This window comes from Sulfuricaulis sp. (assembly GCF_024653915.1).
Classification (GTDB): domain Bacteria; phylum Pseudomonadota; class Gammaproteobacteria; order Acidiferrobacterales; family Sulfurifustaceae; genus Sulfuricaulis.
The window spans coordinates 25,380-43,657 of record NZ_JANLGY010000001.1 but is presented as its reverse complement, the minus strand read 5'-3'; the positions used below and the strand labels follow the sequence as shown (position 1 = coordinate 43,657).

Genomic DNA, 18,278 nt, shown 5'->3' with positions numbered 1-18,278 from the left:
TCTATATTAGGAGTATGGCCACGGAACTGCGTTGGGCCAGAAAAGCCGGGACAGAAGCTGGATAAAGCCCGACAGACGGCGGCCCAATCAAAATGAATACGTTCACCGACTTCCCCTCTCCCCTCGCGGGAGAGGGCAAAGGGTGAGGGGGTTTTACCCCTCATCCCCATCCCTTCTCCCGCAAGGGGAGAAGGGGGCGAGCCGAGGCGCGCCGCGCGCGCACCACACCTCACTCTGGAATCAGGGCATCCGATTTGAAAATAGGTGATAATGCACGCCCAATTCAGTCTTTTCCCGTAGTTTTATGCCAATCAGCCCGATTAACGAGATCATCAGCGACATTAAGTGCGGCCGTATGGTCGTTCTGATGGACGACGAGGACCGTGAGAACGAAGGTGATCTGGTCATGGCCGGGGTGCATGCGCGTGCCGAGGACATCAATTTCATGGCGCGTTATGGCCGCGGCCTGATTTGTCTCACGCTGACGCAGGATCGTTGTCGCCAGTTGCAGCTGCCGCTCATGGTGAACGACACGCATCATCAGCGTTCGACCAATTTCACTGTCACCATTGAGGCAGCGGAAGGCGTGACCACCGGTATCTCTGCCGCCGATCGCGCACGTACTATCCAGGCTGCCGTCAGGCAGGGCGCGAGGCCCAGCGATCTGGTGCAACCCGGCCATGTATTCCCGCTGATGGCGCAGCGCGGCGGGGTGCTGGCGCGCGCTGGACACACCGAAGCGGGTGTTGATCTTGCGCGTCTTGCCGGGCTAGAAGCAGCCAGCGTCATCTGCGAGATCATGAACGAAGACGGCACCATGGCGCGCCTTCCAGAACTGGAAAAATTCGCCCAGCAGCATGGTCTCAAAATTGGCACTATCGCCGATATTATCCGCTACCGTACGGAACACGAATCGACCATCCAGCGTGTCGGTGAGTGCACGATGCCGACGGAATTCGGTGACTTCCGCGTGCTGGCTTACCATGACGATATCAGTGACTCGGTGCATCTTGCCCTGGTCAAGGGCGAGATTCGCCGCGATCGCCCGGCGCTCGTGCGCGTGCACATGCAAGAAAGCCTGCTCGACCTCGTCACCACGGCGCATCGTGCCGGCTCCTGGACCTTGCACGAGGCGCTCGCACACGTGGCTGCCGAAGGCGCGGGCGTGATGGTTATACTGCAACAGCATGAGAAGCCCGCTGATCTGGTACAGCGCGTTCGGCATTTTCAGGAGCAGGGCAAAGTATTAGAATCGACCACAGGCAAGCGCGGTCACCAGGAAATGCGCACCTATGGTTTGGGGAGCCAGATTTTGGCGGATCTCGGCGTGAGCAAAATGCGCGTGTTGGGACATGCCATGAAAGCACCCGGCCTGTCCGGTTTCGGATTGGAGATCGTGGAGTACATTGAAAACGACCCAGCGCAACTCTCAGGTACTCAGCGTAAACAAAACAAAAAGGTATCCGGATGAATGATGTTAAAACCATTGATGGCGATTTGATTGCACGCACTGCACGCTTTGGAATTGCTCTAGGTCGTTTCAACAGTTTCATTGGTGAGCGCCTGCTCGAAGGCGCGATCGACACGCTGGTGCGTCATGGTGCCGAAGCTGTTAACATAGAAGTCGTTCGCGTGCCGGGTGCTTTCGAGATGCCGTTGACTCTGAAAACCATGGCTGCCAGCGGTAAATACGATGCGCTGATCGCGCTTGGCGCGGTTATTCGCGGCGCGACACCGCATTTTGAATACGTTGCCGGCGAATGCGCCAAAGGTGTCTCGCAAGTCAGCATGCAATTCGATCTGCCGGTTGCCTTTGGCGTGTTGACGGTTGACACCATCGAGCAGGCCATTGAGCGCGCGGGCACCAAGAGCGGTAACAAGGGCGTGGATGCTGCGCTCACCGCAATTGAAATGGTAAATCTGCTCAAGAAATTGCGCGTCTGACGGAGGGTCTATGGTCAAGGGCAGTCGTCACAAGGCTCGCCGCGCCGCCGTGCAGGCCCTTTATCAATGGCAGCTTACCGAGCAGCCGCCGCACGATATCGAGGATCACTTCATTCTCGATCACGAGATGGCTGACGTCGACCTCGACTATTTCCATCACCTGGTGCGCGAGATTCCACTGCATCTGCACGAGCTGGACGATCACATCGCCCCGCATCTTGACCGTAAACTCAACGACGTTGATCCTGTGGAGCTGGCGTGCCTGCGCATCGGCACCTACGAGTTCGAGTTCCATCCCGAGATTCCCTACAAGGTCATCCTGAACGAGGCCGTAGAGCTGGCCAAAACCTTTGGCGCCGAGCATGGCCACAAATACGTCAACGCCATTCTCGACAAGATCGCCGCGGGTCTGCGTTCGCGCGAAATCAAGGCTGAGCGTTCCACGGCCTGACGGGAAGTCGAATGCAGGGTTTCCCTCTCCCCTTGCGGGAGAGGGATAGGGTGAGGGGTATCATATAAATCCCGAGCGATATAATAATGCCGCGTGCTTATCAGAGACGCATCACCCTCACCCCTTGCCCTCTCCCGTCGAGGGAGAGGAGGAGTCGGTAAAAAATTCCATATGACGGAATTCGAGCTCATCCACAATTTTTTTACGCGCCAGGACGTCTCGCGTCCTGATGTGGTCGCCGGTATCGGCGATGACGCCGCGCTCTTGCAACCGCCCGCTGGTCAACTGTTAGCGGTGACATCCGATCTGCTGGTTTCCGGCGTGCATTTTCTCCCGGACGTCGACCCGTTTACCCTCGGTCACAAGGCCCTCGCGGTCAACTTGAGCGATCTCGCGGCCATGGGCACGGAGCCGGCCTGGTTCCTGTTGAACCTGACGCTGCCCAAGGCAGATGCCCGCTGGCTTGAGCCGTTTTGCCGGGGCATGTTTCAGCTGGCTAAAGAACATAACGTGCAACTGGTGGGCGGAGATACCTCGCGCGGACCGCTGGCCATCGCCATTGAGGCGCATGGCTTTGTGCCCGCAGGCAAGGCGCTGCGTCGGTCGGGTGCCAAGGCGGGTGACGGGATCTATATTACGGGCACATTGGGTGACGCGGCGCTGGCGTTGCGTTCCCGTCTGGGCGGTATTCGCTTATCAGAACATGAACTGGGGGTTGTTGCTGAGCGGCTGGACCGTCCTACGCCACGTGTGCGCGAGGGCATGGCCTTGCGGGGTATTGCCCACAGCGCCATCGATATTTCCGATGGTCTCTTGGCGGATTTGGGTCATATCCTGAAAATGAGCCAGGTTGGCGCGCAAATCAGACTCGACAAAATACCTGTTTCCCCGACCAGCCGACCTCATCTCAGGGAGACGGGTTGGGACATGGTGCTGGCAAGCGGTGATGACTACGAACTCTGTTTTACCTCACCGGAGAAAAACAGAGCCGCCTTGGAAAAGCTTGCGCCTGCCTGTGGATTTCACCGTATCGGTGTCATCGAAGCGGAGCCGGGTCTGCGTATCGTCGATGAAGCCGGTAAGCCCTATCAGCCACGGGAAACAGGTCACAATCATTTCGCGTAGAGGTTAAAAATAATGAAAATCGGTACACCACTGAGCCCCGGCGCGACGCGGGTCATGTTGCTGGGCGCGGGAGAGTTGGGCAAGGAAGTTATTATTGCCTTGCAGCGATTTGGCGTTGAAGTCATCGCCGTGGATCGTTATCCCGATGCACCGGGACATCAGGTCGCGCACCGTGCGCATGTGATTAACATGGCGGATGGTGCCGCGCTACGCGCATTGGTGGAAAAGGAACGCCCGCACATCATCGTCCCCGAGATTGAGGCCATCGCCACGGACATGCTGGCGGAAATTGAGCGCGACAAGCTGGCTGAGGTGATTCCCGTGGCGCGCGCCACACAGCTCACCATGAACCGTGAAGGAATCCGGCGGCTGGCGGCCGAGACGCTGGAACTGCCGACTTCGCGTTATGCCTTTGCCACCAGCATGACCGAGCTCAAAGAGGCCATTGATGGAGGCATTGGTTATCCCTGTGTGATCAAGCCGGTGATGTCTTCCTCCGGGAAGGGGCAGTCGGTGGTGAATGGGCCGGATGATGTCGCCAAAGCCTGGGAATACGCCATGAGTGGCGCGCGCGTTAATCAGACTCGGGTGATTGTCGAAGAGATCATCAAGTTCGATTATGAAATCACGCTGTTGACAGTGCGGGCTATCGGCGATTCGGGAAAATTGGAAACCTTTTTTTGTGAACCGATCGGACATGTGCAAGTCAAGGGAGACTATGTCGAATCCTGGCAACCGCAAGCCATGAGTGAAAAGTCGCTGAAACGCTCACGCGAGATTGCCAGGAAAGTCACTGACAATCTGGGTGGCCGCGGAATTTTTGGCGTGGAGCTGTTCGTCAAGGGCGATCACGTCTGGTTCAGCGAAGTCAGCCCGCGCCCGCACGATACCGGCATGGTGACCATGATCAGTCAGGCCCAAAATGAGTTCGAATTGCACGCCCGCGCCATTCTCAGGCTGCCAGTGTCGGTAGCCATGCGTGCACCCGGCGCGAGTGCAGTGATTTACGGGAGCATGGAGGCCAAGGGCATTGCTTTTGAGGGCTTGGATGAGGCACTGCGTGTGCCGCAGTCCGATCTGCGGTTGTTCGGCAAGCCCGAGGCGTTCACGCGCCGGCGCATGGGTGTGGCGCTGGCAAACGGCGCCACGACCGATGAGGCTCGTTCCCGCGCCAAGCTCGCGGCTTCGAAGGTAAAGACAGTGAAAGGATAAGAATTGGAATGGACAGGATTTACAGGATTCAAAAAACAAAATGCCTTTTCAATTGCTTCCGTTCCGGTTTTAATCCCGTAAATCCTGTCAATTCTTTCTTTTTATGAAGCCTTGTTTGCTCTGTCATCCCGAAAATGAGAAAGTCCTCTGGCAGGACGACAGATGCCGCGTGATCTTCGTGGAAGACCCCGATTATCCCGGCTTCTGCCGGGTAATCTGGGGGGCGCACGTGAAGGAAATGACCGATCTCACGGAACCGGAGCGCTCGCATCTGATGGCGGTGGTATTCGTTACCGAGGAGATTCTGCGAGAAACGATGCATCCGGACAAAATCAATCTGGCCTCGCTGGGTAACCAGGTTCCGCATTTACACTGGCATGTTATCCCGCGTTTTGCTGACGACGCTCACTTTCCCGATCCGATTTGGGTTGTTCGCAAGCACGTCACTCGCACGCATACGAAAACCGGTGCGGAGCTGGCCCGGGAGCTGGCACAACGGCTTGGTGATCAGCTTGACTGAAGCATCCTGTGCAGGCCATCTGGATTAAATTAGCAGCCGTCTTCATTCTGGGGATGGTATTCTTTTTAAGCCTGATCCAGTCGATCATGGTTACCGTGGCCTGGTGGAAAGGTGAACGGGTAGCTGGCGTCTGGGAGTGGATTTGGATTGGGCTCCTGCCGGTATGGCTATTCGTGTATTTTCGTTATTATTCGGTTTTCCGGCCGGGATGCCGCGCCTGCCTGCCGCCGGATAATCACTTAACACAGCACCATGACAATCCCAGAGGAATGGAATGAATCAACCCATCATGTCCGATGCCAGCGATCTCCAGAGACTGAAAAATATCACCATGGTGGTATATGCCCTGCAGGCGGTCAGCTTCCTGTTTGTTATTACTTTTGTCATTGCTGTGATGATCAATTACATCAAGGGTGACGATGTGCGCGGAACATGGCTTGAGTCGCATTTCCGCTGGCAAATCCGCACATTCTGGTTCAGTCTGCCGTGGTTTGTGCTGGGAGTGCTTACCTATATTTTTATCATTGGCTGGATAATCATTGGTGTGGTCGCACTTTGGGTGATCTACCGTATTCTCAAGGGTTGGTTGAATCTGTACGACAACAAACCGATGTACAGCTAGGCTTCCGTTTTTTCCTGCCTTGAAAATTCTCGCCCTGGAGACCTCCACCGAAGCCTGTTCCGTCGCGATCTGGACGGATGGTGCCGTGAGGGAACGATTTGAATCCGGCAACCAGCATTCCGGTCGCATTCTTGCCATGGTGGACGGCCTGCTGGTGGAATCCGGGTTTTCCCTGACGCAGTTCGACGCGATTGCCTTCGGTCGCGGCCCGGGGTCGTTCACGGGGCTGCGCATCGGCGCGGGGGTGGCGCAGGGCCTGGCTTTCGGAGCGGATACCCCAGTGGTTCCAGTTTCATCGCTTGCCGCATTGGCGCAGGGGGAGAATGCTCTCAAAGTGTTGGCGGCATTCGATGCGCACATGAATCAGATCTATCTCGGTGCTTTTGTAAGAAATAATCACAATATTGTCGAACTGATCGGCATTGAAAGTGTGGTCGCACCGTCCGATGCTCGGTTACCTGAAGGAAATGATTGGGTTGGCGCCGGCAATGGCTGGGACCAGTATCATGCGGCGTTATTGGCGCGTATGGGCAAGCACGTCATGACATGGCAAACAGGGGCTTATCCGCTCGCTCGGCATATTGGCCATCTTGGGGCTGTGGCGTGCCAAGCAGGAAAGGCGCTTCCCGCGGAACAGGCACTGCCGGTCTATGTGCGAGATGATGTGGCAGTGAAGCAGGCGAAAGCCAGAGAACGCGGCGTCAGTTAATTTTTAAGGCGCTTGATCAGACCCGTTCCGTAAAGAATCGAGATAGCGATTTCCTCCACGGACATGGTGGTGGTATCGAGAATGGGGATATGCGCCTGGCGCAGCAGAGCCTCGGCGGCGCGGATTTCGCTCTGGCAATTTTCCAGGGAGGCATAACGGCTTTCGGGCTTGCGTTCGTGACGGATTTTAGCCAACCGCTCAGCCAGTATCGTCAAACCATACAACTTGGCGCGGTGCGGCAGCAGCGGTTTCGGCAGAGCATGATCGGTAAAATCATCGGGTGTCAGCGGATAATTGGCGGCACAGATACCGTGCTGCATCGCCAGATAAAGACAGGTGGGCGTTTTGCCGGTGCGTGATACACCGACCAGGATCACCTCGGCCCGGTCATAGTTGTTGGTATGCATGCCGTCGTCATGTGACAGCGTGTAATTCAATGCGTCCATGCGTTTCTGGTAGACCAGCTCATCACCCATGCCGTGGCTGAGTCCGAGGGCATGGGAAGACTCCAGGCCCAATTCCGCTTCCAGGCGCTGAATGAAATTCGCGAAGAGATCGATGAACAGGGCGCTGTCGGATGTCATTGACGCGCGAACCTCTTCATTGATCAAGGTGCTGAAGACGATTGGCCGCTGAATTTCCTTTTGGGCGGTGTCATTGATCTCCGCGAGTGCAGTTTTTGCTTTTTCCACCGTATCCACAAACGGCAAGGTACGTCGGCGGAATTCAATACCGGGAAACTGTGTCAGCAACGTCTTACCCAGCAGCTCGGCCGTGATGCCGGTGCGGTCGGAGACGAAAAACACAGTACGCTGGGGTTTGGCGGGCGTCATGCCTGTGCAATTGTAGTCCTGTAACGTTGCCTAGACGACCCGATTTTGCGGCGCACTGCGGACGAAGGCTTCGATATTGTCGACCAGCTGGTCCGCCATGATCTGCATGGCGTTGCGGCTGGCCCAGGCGACGTGCGGCGTCAGGATGAAATTGGGCAGGCGAAGATCGAGCAGTGGATTACCTGCGCGCGGAGGTTCTGTAGTCAGCACATCGAATCCCGCTCCGCCGATCACGCCATCCTTGAGCGTCTGTACCAGCGCCGCTTCATCCACCAAGCCGCCGCGGGCGGTGTTGATGAGCAAGGCGTGACGGCGCATTTCCCTGAATTCCGGTGCGCCGATCAGATGGTGCGTCGCGGGTGTAAGCGGGCAGTGCAGGCTGATGACATCGCTGTCAGCGAGGACGGTCTCGAAGGATGTGTAACCAGACCTGATTTGTGCCGCACCCTTATGTTCGGCAAAAAGTACGCGCATGCCGAAGGCCTCACCCAGTTTGGCCGTGGCCTGGCCCAGCGCCCCGTGGCCAATCACGCCCAGCGTGCTGCCGTGCAAATCCAGGATGGGGCGGGTGAACAAACAGAATTGTTCGGCCTTCTGCCACAGCCCGTTGTTTACATCTTCGCGATAACCTGGAAGATTGCGTCGCAGAGCCAGGATCAAGGTGAAGACATGCTCGGGAACGGCATTCACAGCATAGTTACGGATATTCGAGACAGTGATCTTATGCTCACGACAATAATCGAGATCGATGTTGTTGGTTCCCGTGGCGCATACCGCGATCATCTTGAGATTCCGGAGCGGTGAGAGGTTCTCTGCCATCAGCGGAACTTTGTTGCTGATGGCAATGGTCGCATTACTCAAATGATCGGTGACCTGCGTGGCAATGGTTGCCGGGTAATCACGCCATTCGTGCGGAAATCCGGGCCGGCGAATATTGGCCTGAATGCTGTCACGGTCGAGAAAGACGATGTGTTCCACGGATGGATAAGGGCTATTCTGCGTTGATAGTCTCCAGAGTACGAGAACGCCAATCAAGCACGGCGGTGCGCACCTGCATCTTGGCCGCGAGCGACGGATGTCCGCTGCGGATGACATCGGCGGCGAACTTCGAAAGAAAACGCGATTTCAGTTCGGCACGCGCGCGGTCCACGCCGATTTCGGCATAGGGCACCGAGGCCAGCAGCAGGAAACCGTCGTCGGGTATCCGCCTCGCGCGCATGTTGTTCTCGATAATGCCGCCGGCAATGCTGATCGGCTCGGCAAGATTCGGGCTGTAAGGGCCAATGATCAGCGCGAGGTTGGGCATGTGCAAAAAATCGAAGCCGCGCCCGACGCAGATCATCCACTCGCGGTGTTCCACATCCAGCGTGCGCGATAGCTTGCGCACCTCGGCGATACGCGCCTGGTTGCCGAGCACCAGTGGCTCCAGATCGAACCGCACCTGGCTCGGCATATCCGGGAATATTTTTTCCAGCGCCGGGCGCAAACCCTCCTGGTCGCGTGCGGCAAGACGTGACACATCCATCGGCTCGCCGTTGGTGCCGTGCAGCACCAGCGCGTCCTCGTCGGTTTCGAAGCCGCACACGATCGGATAGACCGTGTCGTGATTGGCGCCGAAGACATGCTCGACCTGACGCTTGATGGCATAAGTATGTGCACGCGCGGCTTCGGTGTCGAAGTTGAAACCGGCGCAGCCCCGCTGTTTGTCGCTTTTCGAATAGTGATAAGTGATGAGCAGCAGCACGCGGCGCCCGGTGGCGACCTTGTCATGCACATAACTGGCGAGTACCTCGCCCAGGTGGGGCCAACCGAGATCGAACATTCCACCGAGATTGCGAAAAGGCTGGATGATGCCAAGCGGCGTATGGGTGGCAACAGAAAGATTTATCCGCCCATCCATGCACTTGAGCGCCGCCACCGCCGACGTGTGCTGCGCCAGATAGCGTTGCCGGGCAAGAAAGGCCTCGGAACTGGTAAAGGCCTCCGCGTGCCGGTGCGCATGCTCCATCAGCCATTCGATGCGCTGCGCGATGGGTTTATTGTGGGTATCCATTGAAAGCTTTATACGGGCATCACCCCGGAACGGCAAGGGCGGCCCGTCCCGCAGCAGAACCTATGGATCGCAGAATCATTTGAGGGCAGGCAGTTCCCCGACGGCTTGTAGTATCCCGCGCATCAGATCCAGTGGTGTCGGCGGGCAGCCACGGATGACCGCATCCACCGGAATGACGTTCGACACCGCGCCGCACGAAGCATAGCTCACGCCAAATTCACCGCCATTGGCGCCGCATTCGCCGACGGCAATCACGAGCTTGGGCTCCGGCGTGGCATCATAAGTACGGCGCAGCGCCGCCTCCATGTGGCGCGACACCGGCCCGGTCACGAGCAGCATGTCGGCATGGCGCGGGCTGGCGACGAAATGCACACCGAAACGCTCGATACCATAATAAGGATTGTTCAACGCGTGGATCTCCAGCTCACAGCCATTGCACGATCCGGCGTCCACCTGACGGATCGCCAGGCTGCCGCTGAACATCTCGCCGATCTTTGCCTTGATCTGCGCACCCACCTCTTCGAGCGCGGGCTCGTCAATTTTCGGCAGAGGCTCGGTGACGATGCCGATACGTTGAATTTTTCCAAGTATACGCAGCATGATCTATAAATCGTGTCCAGAATAAGAGCCGTTCACGGATTTGTTGCATACCGGAAAATCCGGGACGATGTTGTCGCGTATCAGCTTCTCGAGCGTCGGCCAGGTCAGCCAGCTCGTATCGCGCGGGAAGTAGCGCGCGATCTGTCCGTTTTCGCCGAAGCGCACGTAAGCAAGAATTTCACCACGGAAACCCTCAGTGAATCCCAGGCCTTCGGCGCCCGCCGGCGCAGGTTTCCAGTCAGCGCGTACAGACCCGGGGGGCAAATATTCGATCAGTGTTTCAATCAGCTTGAATGACGCCAGGATTTCCTCTGCCCGCACCTTGACACGCGCGGCGACGTCACCGTCTTGAAATACCGGCACCTCGACGCTCAAACGGTCGTAGGGCGCATACGGCGCATCCTTGCGCACGTCGTACGGTATGCCGCTGGCGCGTCCCACGTAGCCCAGCGCCCCGAAGGCCTTGGCGGTTTCCGGGCTGAGGTGTCCGGTGGTATCGAGCCGGTCTTCGAGCGAGGGCAAGTCGTCAATGATGTTATACAGGCCATCGAGTTCTTTTTTCAGAGATACCATCTGCTTTTGCATCGATCCCGACGCCTGATCGTCAAGATCCGAAAGCACGCCTCCCGGAACAATACGGTCCATCATGAAGCGATGACCGAAGGTCTCGCGCGATACGCGCTGCCAGACTTCGCGCAAGCGTCCGAACTGGTAAAAGGCAAAGGCAAATGAAACGTCGTTGCAAATCGCACCGATGTCGCCCAGATGATTGGCCACGCGCTCACGCTCGGCCATGATGGCGCGCAGCGCCAGCGCCCGCGGCGGCACTTCGATGCCTGCCGCCTTTTCCATCGCCATGCAGGCGGCCCAGGCGTGCGCCACGGTGGAGTCACCGGAAACGCGTCCCGCGAGACGCGCCAATCCCTTGGCGTCGCGTCCTTCCGCGATTTTCTCGATACCTTTGTGCACATAGCCCAGCCGCTCTTCCAGGTTGAGCACGGTCTCGCCCACGGCCTGAAAACGGAAATGTCCCGGCTCGATGATGCCCGCGTGCACCGGGCCAACGGGAATCTCGTACACACCGCTGCCGTGCGCGAAAAGGAAGCGGTAGTTGTCGTTCGGGGGTGTCTGGGCAAGCGGATTTCCTGCCGCGGGAAAATTCTTGCGTAGCGGATACTCGGACTCCTTCCACGCCCGGTGCCGCGTCCAACGGCGCGGATCCGGATGATCCATGAAGGCAATCCCAAACATGTCCTGCATGTGGCGCTCGGGGCGATCGGCCGCCAGAAAATAAGGCGTGTGCGAGGGCAAAATGGGAGTCGCGCGCTTGACGTGCGTGCGCGCCACCAGATAGGTGCCGTCTTTTTCAAAACAGGCATTGGCGATGAGGTCATCCCCGCTGTCCTCGCCCCAGGCCGCCACCCAGCGGCAATCCCAGTTTTTAGCCTCATGGGCAAATTGTCCCCAGTCATCGGCTTGGACGGTCAACAGGTGAGCCGGTGCCAAACCGGCCGCCGGCTCCTCCTGCGCCTGAATCTCCCGCGTCGTGAGCCTGCCGAGAAAAGCAGTCAGCCAGTCGGCAGTCATAGCGGTGAACTCCCGGAAATCAGCACCGTGGCCTGCTCAAACCATTTCGACAGAAACACGGGAATGGCGATGCCCAGCCAGAGCACCAGCCCGAGCTGGATCATCACCGGCAACATGTTGGCCTTCACCGGCACCTGGCCTTCCGGCTGATCGCCGTACACCATCGGATGGATGTGCCGGAACAAACCGGCGAATGCCACCGCCAGCCCCACGAGCAGCGGCACGGTCAGCCACGGCCAGGATTTCATGGTGGCGACGAGCACGAGGAATTCGCTGGTAAACACTCCAAACGGCGGAAACCCGGCGATGGCCATGGTGCCGATCAACAACCCCCAGCCGACGGTAGGCTGAGTGCGGATCAGCCCGCGGATTTTTTCAATGGACTGGGTGCCGGCAATCTGGGCCGCGTGACCAACCGTGACGAAAATGGCGGACTTGGTAAGCGAGTGCACCGTCATGTGCAGCAACGCTCCGAACGTGGCGATCGGTCCGCCGATACCAAAAGCGAAAGTCATCAATCCCATGTGCTCGATGGACGAATAGCTGAACATGCGCTTGATGTCGCGCTGGCGATGCAGGAACAGGCACGCGACCGTGAACGACAGCAGGCCGAAGGCCATCATCAAGTATCCCGCCAGATGGTTTTGCAGCGAACCGTCAACGATCATTTTCACGCGCACCAGCGCGTACAGCGCGACATTGAGCAGCAATCCGGAAAGAATTGCCGACATCGGCGTGGGGCCCTCGGAGTGCGCGTCCGGCAGCCAGTTGTGGAGCGGCACCAGGCCCACCTTGGTACCGTAGCCCACGAGCAGGAACACAAACGACAGTGTCAGCACCGTCGGCTCCAGCTGCGCGGCGGAGCTGTACAACACATTCCATAGCAGTGCGTCATCGCGCACGGTCACGACACGCTCTGCCGCGAAAAACAGCAGCACCGTGCCGAACAGCGCCTGGGCAATGCCGACACCGCAGAGTATGAAATACTTCCAGGCGGCCTCCACTGCTTCCGGGGTGCGGTAAAGTGAGACGAGTAACACGGTGGCCAGCGTTGCCCCCTCCATCGCCACCCACAGGATGCCGACATTATTAGTCGTGAGCGCCGCCAGCATGGCGAACATGAAGCCCTGGTACATGGAGTGATACAACCGCATGCGGCCCTTGCTGATCTGTCGCGTTTCAACTTCGTGCTGCATGTAGGGACGCGAGAAGATCGCCGTGGTCAGTCCCACGAAGGCCGTGAGCGTGACAAGGTAAACATTGAAAGCGTCGATATAAAGCATGCGGCTCGGGGACAGCAGCGGCCCATCCGCGTACACGATCAGCGCCAGCCACACCGAAACCACAAAACTCACGGCGGACATGGTGACGTTGAACCAGCCGGCCACGCGGGTATGGCCAATGAGCGCCATCAAGACGATGCCGACAAGAGGAATCAGCAGGATCAGCCACACCGCCGTCATTCGTCCCCCTCCCGCAGCCGGTTAAGCCGGTCCACGTCGAGCGAATCGATGGACTCGCGCATCTGGAAGAAGAACACGCCAAAGAGAATCGCGGCTACCAGCACGTCGAAGGCGACGCCCAGTTCGACCACCATCGGCATACCGTAGGTCGACACCACCGCGGCAAAGAACAATCCGTTTTCGATAGACATGAAGCCGACCACCTGGGAGATCGCCTTCTTGCGCGTGATCATCATCAGCATGCCGAGCAGAATGATGGCGATGCTGATGGCGATGGCATTGCGCGCCACCAGCGCCGAGAGCTGCACGATGGGGATCGCGACGTAATAGCTGAAGACGACGAGGCTGGCGCCGGCCAGCAGCGTCAGGGACGGATACGTCACGGCCTCGATATCGCGATGAATCTTGAGCCGGACCGCGAGCCGGTGCAGCATCCAGGGAATCAACAGGGCCTTGAGCGCGAAGGTCATGCCGGCCGAAATGTAGAGATGCGGGTGATCCGTGGCGTAGGCCACGAGCGTCGTCGTAACGGCGAGCAACACGCCCTGCCAGGCAAATGCATGAATCAACGGCACGATGCGCGGCTGCGCCAGCATGATAAATGACGTGAAAAGAATGAGCGCCGCGAACAGCAGAATCGCCTGATCGTAGAGACTGAGTTGCGTAAAATCCATATCAGCCTCCCGTCTCTAACACAACGTGCGTCAGCATGCCGAGCAGGCTCAGCAGGAACGCGAAGCCCAGAAACTGTGGTACGCGGAACAAACGCATCTTGGCCATCACGGTTTCCCAGGTAACGAGCACGACGCCGAGCAATACGAGCTTCCCGGCGATGGCGACCAGGCCCACGGCAAGGTCGTTCGCCTCCAACTCAGTGGCGATGCCCCAGGGGAAAAAGATATTGGCAATGAGCACCATGTAAATCATCAGCTTGATCTGGCCGGCCCATTCGATCAGCGCCAGATGGCGGCCGCTGTATTCCAGGATCATGGCCTCATGCACCATGGTCAGCTCCAGGTGCGTGGCCGGGTTGTCCACCGGCACGCGCCCGGTTTCCGCCACCGCCACCATCATCAGCCCCAGCATCGCGAAGATATACGAAGGCCGCAGGACCAATCCGCTGTTCAACGTGTACGTCGTGGCCTCCGACAGGTTGGTGGTGGAGGCCGTCATCGCCATCGTGAACACCGCCATCAGCAAGACAGGTTCGGCGAGCGCGCCAATCATCATGTCACGCGAGGAGCCCATGCCACCAAAGGCGGTGCCGACGTCCATGCCGGCCAGCGCCGTGAAAAAGCGCGCCAGCGAAAAGAAAGCCACCAGCACAATGACGTCGGCAATGGCAGCCGTTGGCAGGTTCACCGCCACCAGCGGCACCACGGCGGCGCAGAGCACGGTGGCGCCGAACACGATGTAGGGCGTGGCGCGGAAGATCCACGAGGCCTGCTCCGCCATCACCACGTGCTTGCGGAACAGTTTGGCGAGGTCGCGGTAGGGCTGCCACAGCGACGGCGCCGCGCGGTTCTGCATGTGGCATTTGACGCGCTTGATCCAGCCAAGCAGGAACGGCGCCATGGCGATGAACAAAAGCGTTTGGGCAAGTGCCAGCAGCCAGCTAATCATGTCACCACCCACAACAGCAGGATCAGCGTAAAGAAGGAATACGCGAGATAGGTGTGAATGCTGCCGGTCTGGATGCGGCCGATGCGGCGCGCCGCCAGCAGCACGAGGCGGCCAATCGGCTCATAGACGCGCGACCAGGACCGGTCCAGCGCCTGCATCTGATGGCGCATGCCCTCGGTGCGCAATGGTTGCGCGGAATTTTTCGTTTCCTCGATTTCCTCTTTCAAGTCCCAGACCGGCGCGAAGATGCGCTGGATCGGCATGGAAAAGGCGGTGCCGGTATACTGCATGCGCGAGTTGAGCGAGCCGAAACCGCAGTCCCAGGCGGGACCGCGCCGGATGTCCACCGCGCGCCGGCGCAGCACCAGATAACTGATCAACGCAAATATAATGATGGCCACGAACACCAGCGGCGCGGAGTAGGAAGCCACCTTGGGCGAAATCGGCGTGAGCCACAACCAGCCCTGCGCCGTGGCGCTGGGAGGCCCGGCCCCCAGAAGCAGGTTGGGAACCGCATCGATAATACTGATCACCGTCGAGGGAAAAATTCCGAAAACCACGCACAAGAAAGCGAGCAACCCCATGGCGGCGCGCATGCCGAAATCAACCTCGCGCGCCCGCGCCGCGTGGCGGCTGCGCGCCTGCCCCAGGAAGGCGACGCCGTAGACCTTGACGAAACAGGCGGCCGCGAGCGCGGCCGACAGCGCCAGCACCGCCGCCGCCACCGGGATGATGCTGCGTAGCACGCCGCTCTCGAGCACCGGTGCCTGCAAGGCGGTCTGGAACGTCAGCCATTCCGAGACGAAGCCATTGAGCAATGGTATGCCGGCAATGGACATGCACCCAATCAGGAAAAAGACCGACGTCTGCGGCATGCGCCGGATCAGGCCGCCCATGTTATTGAGATCGTATTCATGCGTGGCATGCGCGATGGCGCCGGCGCCCAGAAACAACAGGCCCTTGAACAGCGCGTGGCTGAGGACGTGATAAAGCGCCGCGATCAATCCAATCACGCCCAGAATCTTGTGGCCGGTGCCGATGAAAATCATGGACAGGCCGAGACCGGAGAGGATGATGCCGATATTCTCAATCGAGCTGTAAGCCAGCAGGCGCTTGAGATTGTTGCGCAGCATCGCGTACAGCACGCCAAGCAGGGTGGATGCCGAACCGATGACCAGCATGACCAAGCCCCACTGCCACTGAATATCGCCGATCAGATCGTAGGTGAAACGGATCAGTCCGTAGATGGCTACCTTCAGCATGACGCCGCTCATCAGTGCCGAGATATGCGAGGGCGCCACCGGATGCGCCTCCGGCAGCCACGCATGCAGCGGCACCATGCCGGCCTTCATGCCAAAGCCGAAGAAAGCCAGCGCGAACGCGATCGAGGCCCAGGTGGCGGAAAGTTCCGCCGCGCGCATGGCACCGAAAGTAAACCCGCCGCCAAAACCGGCGAGCACGCCGAAACCCAGAAGTATCGCCAGACCGCCGATGTGCGCCATGAGCAGGTACAGAAATGCCGCGCGCCGGTTGGCGGCGTGCTGATGCTGATACACGACCAGAAAATAACTCGAGACCGACATCAACTCCCACGAGATCATGAAGACAAAAGCGTCGTCCGCGAGCAGCACCAGGAGCATGCCCAGGATGAACAGACCCGTGAACAGGCCGAGCACCGAAAGTGCGTTTTGGTTTTTCCGGTGGGTATATTCGCGCAGGTAGCCGGGGGCAAACAGACTGACGGCAAACACGAGTATCCCGACGACGCCAAAGAAAAATCCGGAGAGCGCATCCAGTCGCAGGTGCCACTTCAGCCACGGCAGGCCGAGCGCGAGCAAATCTTTCGTGGGTGCTTCGTCGATCATGGCCCACAAACCGGTGATGACCGCCAGCAGACCGCACAGGCCGAGCAGAATGGATGAGCCATAGCGCAACAGGGCGGGGTAACGGTCCGCTCCCAACGCGATGATCCCGGAGGCCAGGGCGCTGATGAGGGCCAGATAGGCGAGTGTTAGAGGCGACAAGATTGTGGTTAACCGGCAATGCGCAGGGGGCGGTTCCCCACTTGCGTTATCTTGTTGATTTATTTAAACCTTCGCGAAACAACGCGGGGGTTTCCTGCCGCGTCTTGTTGCGCGGGATGCTAGAGCCTGGGGGTGGAAAATTCAAGCCGTTGCCGTCCTCGATCATTCAGGTGCGGAGGGGGTTTCGGCCGTGAGATTTGCAGCCGGTCGCACGCGTGCGATCTCGATGGCAGTGCCGCGGGTGCGCAGGATTTCCACCTGGAAGCCGTGGATCATCAGGCTGGTCCCGGGCTCGGGGATATCTTCCAGGTATTCCACGATCAGCCCATTGAGGGTGCGGGAGTCGTCGGTGGGCAGTTTCCAGTCGAGCTGGCGGTTCAGGTCGCGCAGGCTCACCGTGCCGCGAATAAGGTAGCTGCCGTCGCTCTGGGGGTGGACGTCCTCGATCCTGCCCATGGCGTGGGCGGTGAAATCACCGACGATCTCCTCGAGGATTTCATCCAGCGTGACCAGCCCCTGGATGTCGCCGTATTCGTCCACCACGAGACCGACGCGGCGTTTAACCTGCCGGAAGTTCAGCAGCTGCGTCGTCAGCGTCGTGCCCGATGGAATGAAATAGGGCTCAACGACGGCCTGTTCCAGCGACTCTTTGTCGAGCTTGCCCTCGCGCATCAGGTTCAGCACACGACGCACGTGGATCATGCCGCTGACGTTGTCGAGGCTGCCGCGGTAAACCGGTAGCCGGGTGTAGCGGCTGCCGGTAAGCTGGGACACGATATCGTCCCATTCGACGTCGAGATTGACGCCTTCGATTTTTCCACGCGGCACCATCACATCGTCGACAGTGATCTTTTCCAGGTCGAGGATTGCCAGCAGCATGTCCTGATGCGATTCCGGTATCAGCACGCCGGCTTCCATGATGATGGCGCGCAATTCCTCCGGGCTCACTTGGTCGGCGGAACGGGCCTGCACGCGCACGCCGATGAGCCGCAACAGACCGTTGGCCATGCCGTTGATAACCCACACCACCGGGTAGATGAGCCACAGCATCGGCCGCAACACGAAGGCGCTGGGGAAGGCGATGCGTTCCGGATGCAGAGCGGCGAGTGTTTTCGGCGCGAGGTCAGTGAATATCAGGATGACCAGCGTGATGATAACGGTCGCGATAGCGATCGAGCTTTCTTCCTCGCCCCACAGATGAATGACGGTGACGGTGGTGAGCGCCGAGAACAGTGCATTGACTGTATTGCTGCCAAGGAGAATCACGCCGATCAAGCGATCGGGACGGGACAGCAGGCGCTGGGCGATCTGCGCGCCACGGTGGCCAGAGGTGGCAAGATGCCGCAGCCGGTGGCGGTTGAGGCTCACCATCGCGATCTCGGCAGCCGAGAAGAAGGCGGAGAGGAACACCAGGAAAACTAGCGCACCGATCAGAATGCCGGTGGAAATGTCACCCAAAGCTTGTCAGCCTCATCAACATGCGGAATGCTGATTCTAGCATCATTGCCGTGC

The 18,278-nt window shown here is 58.9% G+C and carries 19 protein-coding genes; 9 read left to right on the top strand and 10 right to left on the bottom strand.

The annotated features are described in order from the left end of the window. The first annotated feature begins 304 nt into the window (after nucleotides 1–304). The 9 genes from ribBA (at nucleotide 305) to tsaB (ending at nucleotide 6,583) form a co-directional block, all read left to right on the top strand. A complete protein-coding gene (gene ribBA, locus NUV55_RS00205) occupies nucleotides 305–1,471 on the top strand; it encodes a bifunctional 3,4-dihydroxy-2-butanone-4-phosphate synthase/GTP cyclohydrolase II (protein ID WP_296669323.1) in 1,167 nt (388 codons plus the stop codon). After that, on the top strand, nucleotides 1,468–1,944 hold the full coding sequence (gene ribE, locus NUV55_RS00200) for a 6,7-dimethyl-8-ribityllumazine synthase (RefSeq protein WP_296669321.1): 477 nt from the start codon (nucleotides 1,468–1,470) through the stop codon (nucleotides 1,942–1,944). Before ribBA ends, ribE begins: the two co-directional genes overlap by 4 nt. A 10-nt stretch (nucleotides 1,945–1,954) precedes the next feature. Next, nucleotides 1,955–2,395, top strand: coding sequence for a transcription antitermination factor NusB (gene nusB, locus NUV55_RS00195; protein WP_296669320.1), 441 nt, complete (start codon nucleotides 1,955–1,957; stop codon nucleotides 2,393–2,395). A gap of 171 nt (nucleotides 2,396–2,566) precedes the next feature. After that, a complete protein-coding gene (gene thiL, locus NUV55_RS00190) occupies nucleotides 2,567–3,520 on the top strand; it encodes a thiamine-phosphate kinase (protein ID WP_296669318.1) in 954 nt (317 codons plus the stop codon). Between the two features lie 12 nt (nucleotides 3,521–3,532). Beyond that, entirely contained in the window at nucleotides 3,533–4,732 is a 1,200-nt protein-coding gene (purT, locus tag NUV55_RS00185) for a formate-dependent phosphoribosylglycinamide formyltransferase (protein ID WP_296669316.1), read from the top strand. Nucleotides 4,733–4,835: 103 nt separating this feature from the next. Further along, nucleotides 4,836–5,252 (top strand): HIT family protein, encoded by a 417-nt coding sequence (locus NUV55_RS00180; RefSeq protein WP_296669315.1) that lies wholly within the window; start codon nucleotides 4,836–4,838, stop codon nucleotides 5,250–5,252. An 8-nt stretch (nucleotides 5,253–5,260) separates the two neighbouring features. Continuing rightward, entirely contained in the window at nucleotides 5,261–5,530 is a 270-nt protein-coding gene (locus NUV55_RS00175; RefSeq protein ID WP_296669313.1) for a hypothetical protein, read from the top strand. Next, nucleotides 5,527–5,874: a hypothetical protein gene (locus tag NUV55_RS00170; RefSeq protein WP_296669312.1), complete on the top strand. Its 348-nt coding sequence runs from the start codon at nucleotides 5,527–5,529 to the stop codon at nucleotides 5,872–5,874. Before NUV55_RS00175 ends, NUV55_RS00170 begins: the two co-directional genes overlap by 4 nt. Before the next feature lie 19 nt (nucleotides 5,875–5,893). Continuing rightward, on the top strand, nucleotides 5,894–6,583 hold the full coding sequence (gene tsaB, locus NUV55_RS00165; protein WP_296669310.1) for a tRNA (adenosine(37)-N6)-threonylcarbamoyltransferase complex dimerization subunit type 1 TsaB: 690 nt from the start codon (nucleotides 5,894–5,896) through the stop codon (nucleotides 6,581–6,583). On the opposite strand, the gene NUV55_RS00160 is transcribed toward tsaB, so the two are convergent. From NUV55_RS00160 to NUV55_RS00115, 10 genes are all read right to left on the bottom strand, one after another. Beyond that, on the bottom strand, nucleotides 6,580–7,416 hold the full coding sequence (locus NUV55_RS00160; RefSeq protein ID WP_296669309.1) for a pyruvate, water dikinase regulatory protein: 837 nt from the start codon (nucleotides 7,414–7,416) through the stop codon (nucleotides 6,580–6,582). The two genes, tsaB and NUV55_RS00160, sit on opposite strands and share 4 nt — an antisense overlap. 30 nt (nucleotides 7,417–7,446) lie before the next feature. Then, a complete protein-coding gene (locus NUV55_RS00155; RefSeq protein ID WP_296669307.1) occupies nucleotides 7,447–8,394 on the bottom strand; it encodes a D-2-hydroxyacid dehydrogenase in 948 nt (315 codons plus the stop codon). Nucleotides 8,395–8,407: 13 nt separating this feature from the next. Beyond that, complete coding sequence (locus NUV55_RS00150) at nucleotides 8,408–9,469, bottom strand: carboxysome shell carbonic anhydrase domain-containg protein (protein ID WP_296669305.1); 1,062 nt, start codon at nucleotides 9,467–9,469, stop codon at nucleotides 8,408–8,410. A gap of 75 nt (nucleotides 9,470–9,544) precedes the next feature. Next, a complete protein-coding gene (locus tag NUV55_RS00145; protein ID WP_296669304.1) occupies nucleotides 9,545–10,069 on the bottom strand; it encodes a hypothetical protein in 525 nt (174 codons plus the stop codon). Between the two features lie 3 nt (nucleotides 10,070–10,072). Next, entirely contained in the window at nucleotides 10,073–11,656 is a 1,584-nt protein-coding gene (locus NUV55_RS00140; protein ID WP_296669302.1) for an NADH-quinone oxidoreductase subunit C, read from the bottom strand. Further along, on the bottom strand, nucleotides 11,653–13,119 hold the full coding sequence (locus NUV55_RS00135; RefSeq protein ID WP_296669300.1) for a hydrogenase 4 subunit F: 1,467 nt from the start codon (nucleotides 13,117–13,119) through the stop codon (nucleotides 11,653–11,655). The genes NUV55_RS00140 and NUV55_RS00135 overlap by 4 nt, the downstream gene beginning before the upstream one ends. Beyond that, the gene (locus NUV55_RS00130; protein ID WP_296669299.1) at nucleotides 13,116–13,793 is read right to left on the bottom strand and encodes a hypothetical protein; all 678 of its coding nucleotides are present in this window, start codon (nucleotides 13,791–13,793) and stop codon (nucleotides 13,116–13,118) included. The genes NUV55_RS00135 and NUV55_RS00130 overlap by 4 nt, the downstream gene beginning before the upstream one ends. A 1-nt stretch (nucleotide 13,794) precedes the next feature. Further along, entirely contained in the window at nucleotides 13,795–14,742 is a 948-nt protein-coding gene (locus NUV55_RS00125) for an NADH-quinone oxidoreductase subunit H (protein ID WP_296669296.1), read from the bottom strand. After that, nucleotides 14,739–16,766: a hydrogenase 4 subunit B gene (gene hyfB, locus NUV55_RS00120; RefSeq protein ID WP_296669295.1), complete on the bottom strand. Its 2,028-nt coding sequence runs from the start codon at nucleotides 16,764–16,766 to the stop codon at nucleotides 14,739–14,741. The genes NUV55_RS00125 and hyfB overlap by 4 nt, the downstream gene beginning before the upstream one ends. Nucleotides 16,767–16,928: 162 nt before the next feature. Further along, nucleotides 16,929–18,224: an HlyC/CorC family transporter gene (locus tag NUV55_RS00115; RefSeq protein WP_296669293.1), complete on the bottom strand. Its 1,296-nt coding sequence runs from the start codon at nucleotides 18,222–18,224 to the stop codon at nucleotides 16,929–16,931. Nucleotides 18,225–18,278 lie beyond the last annotated feature (54 nt).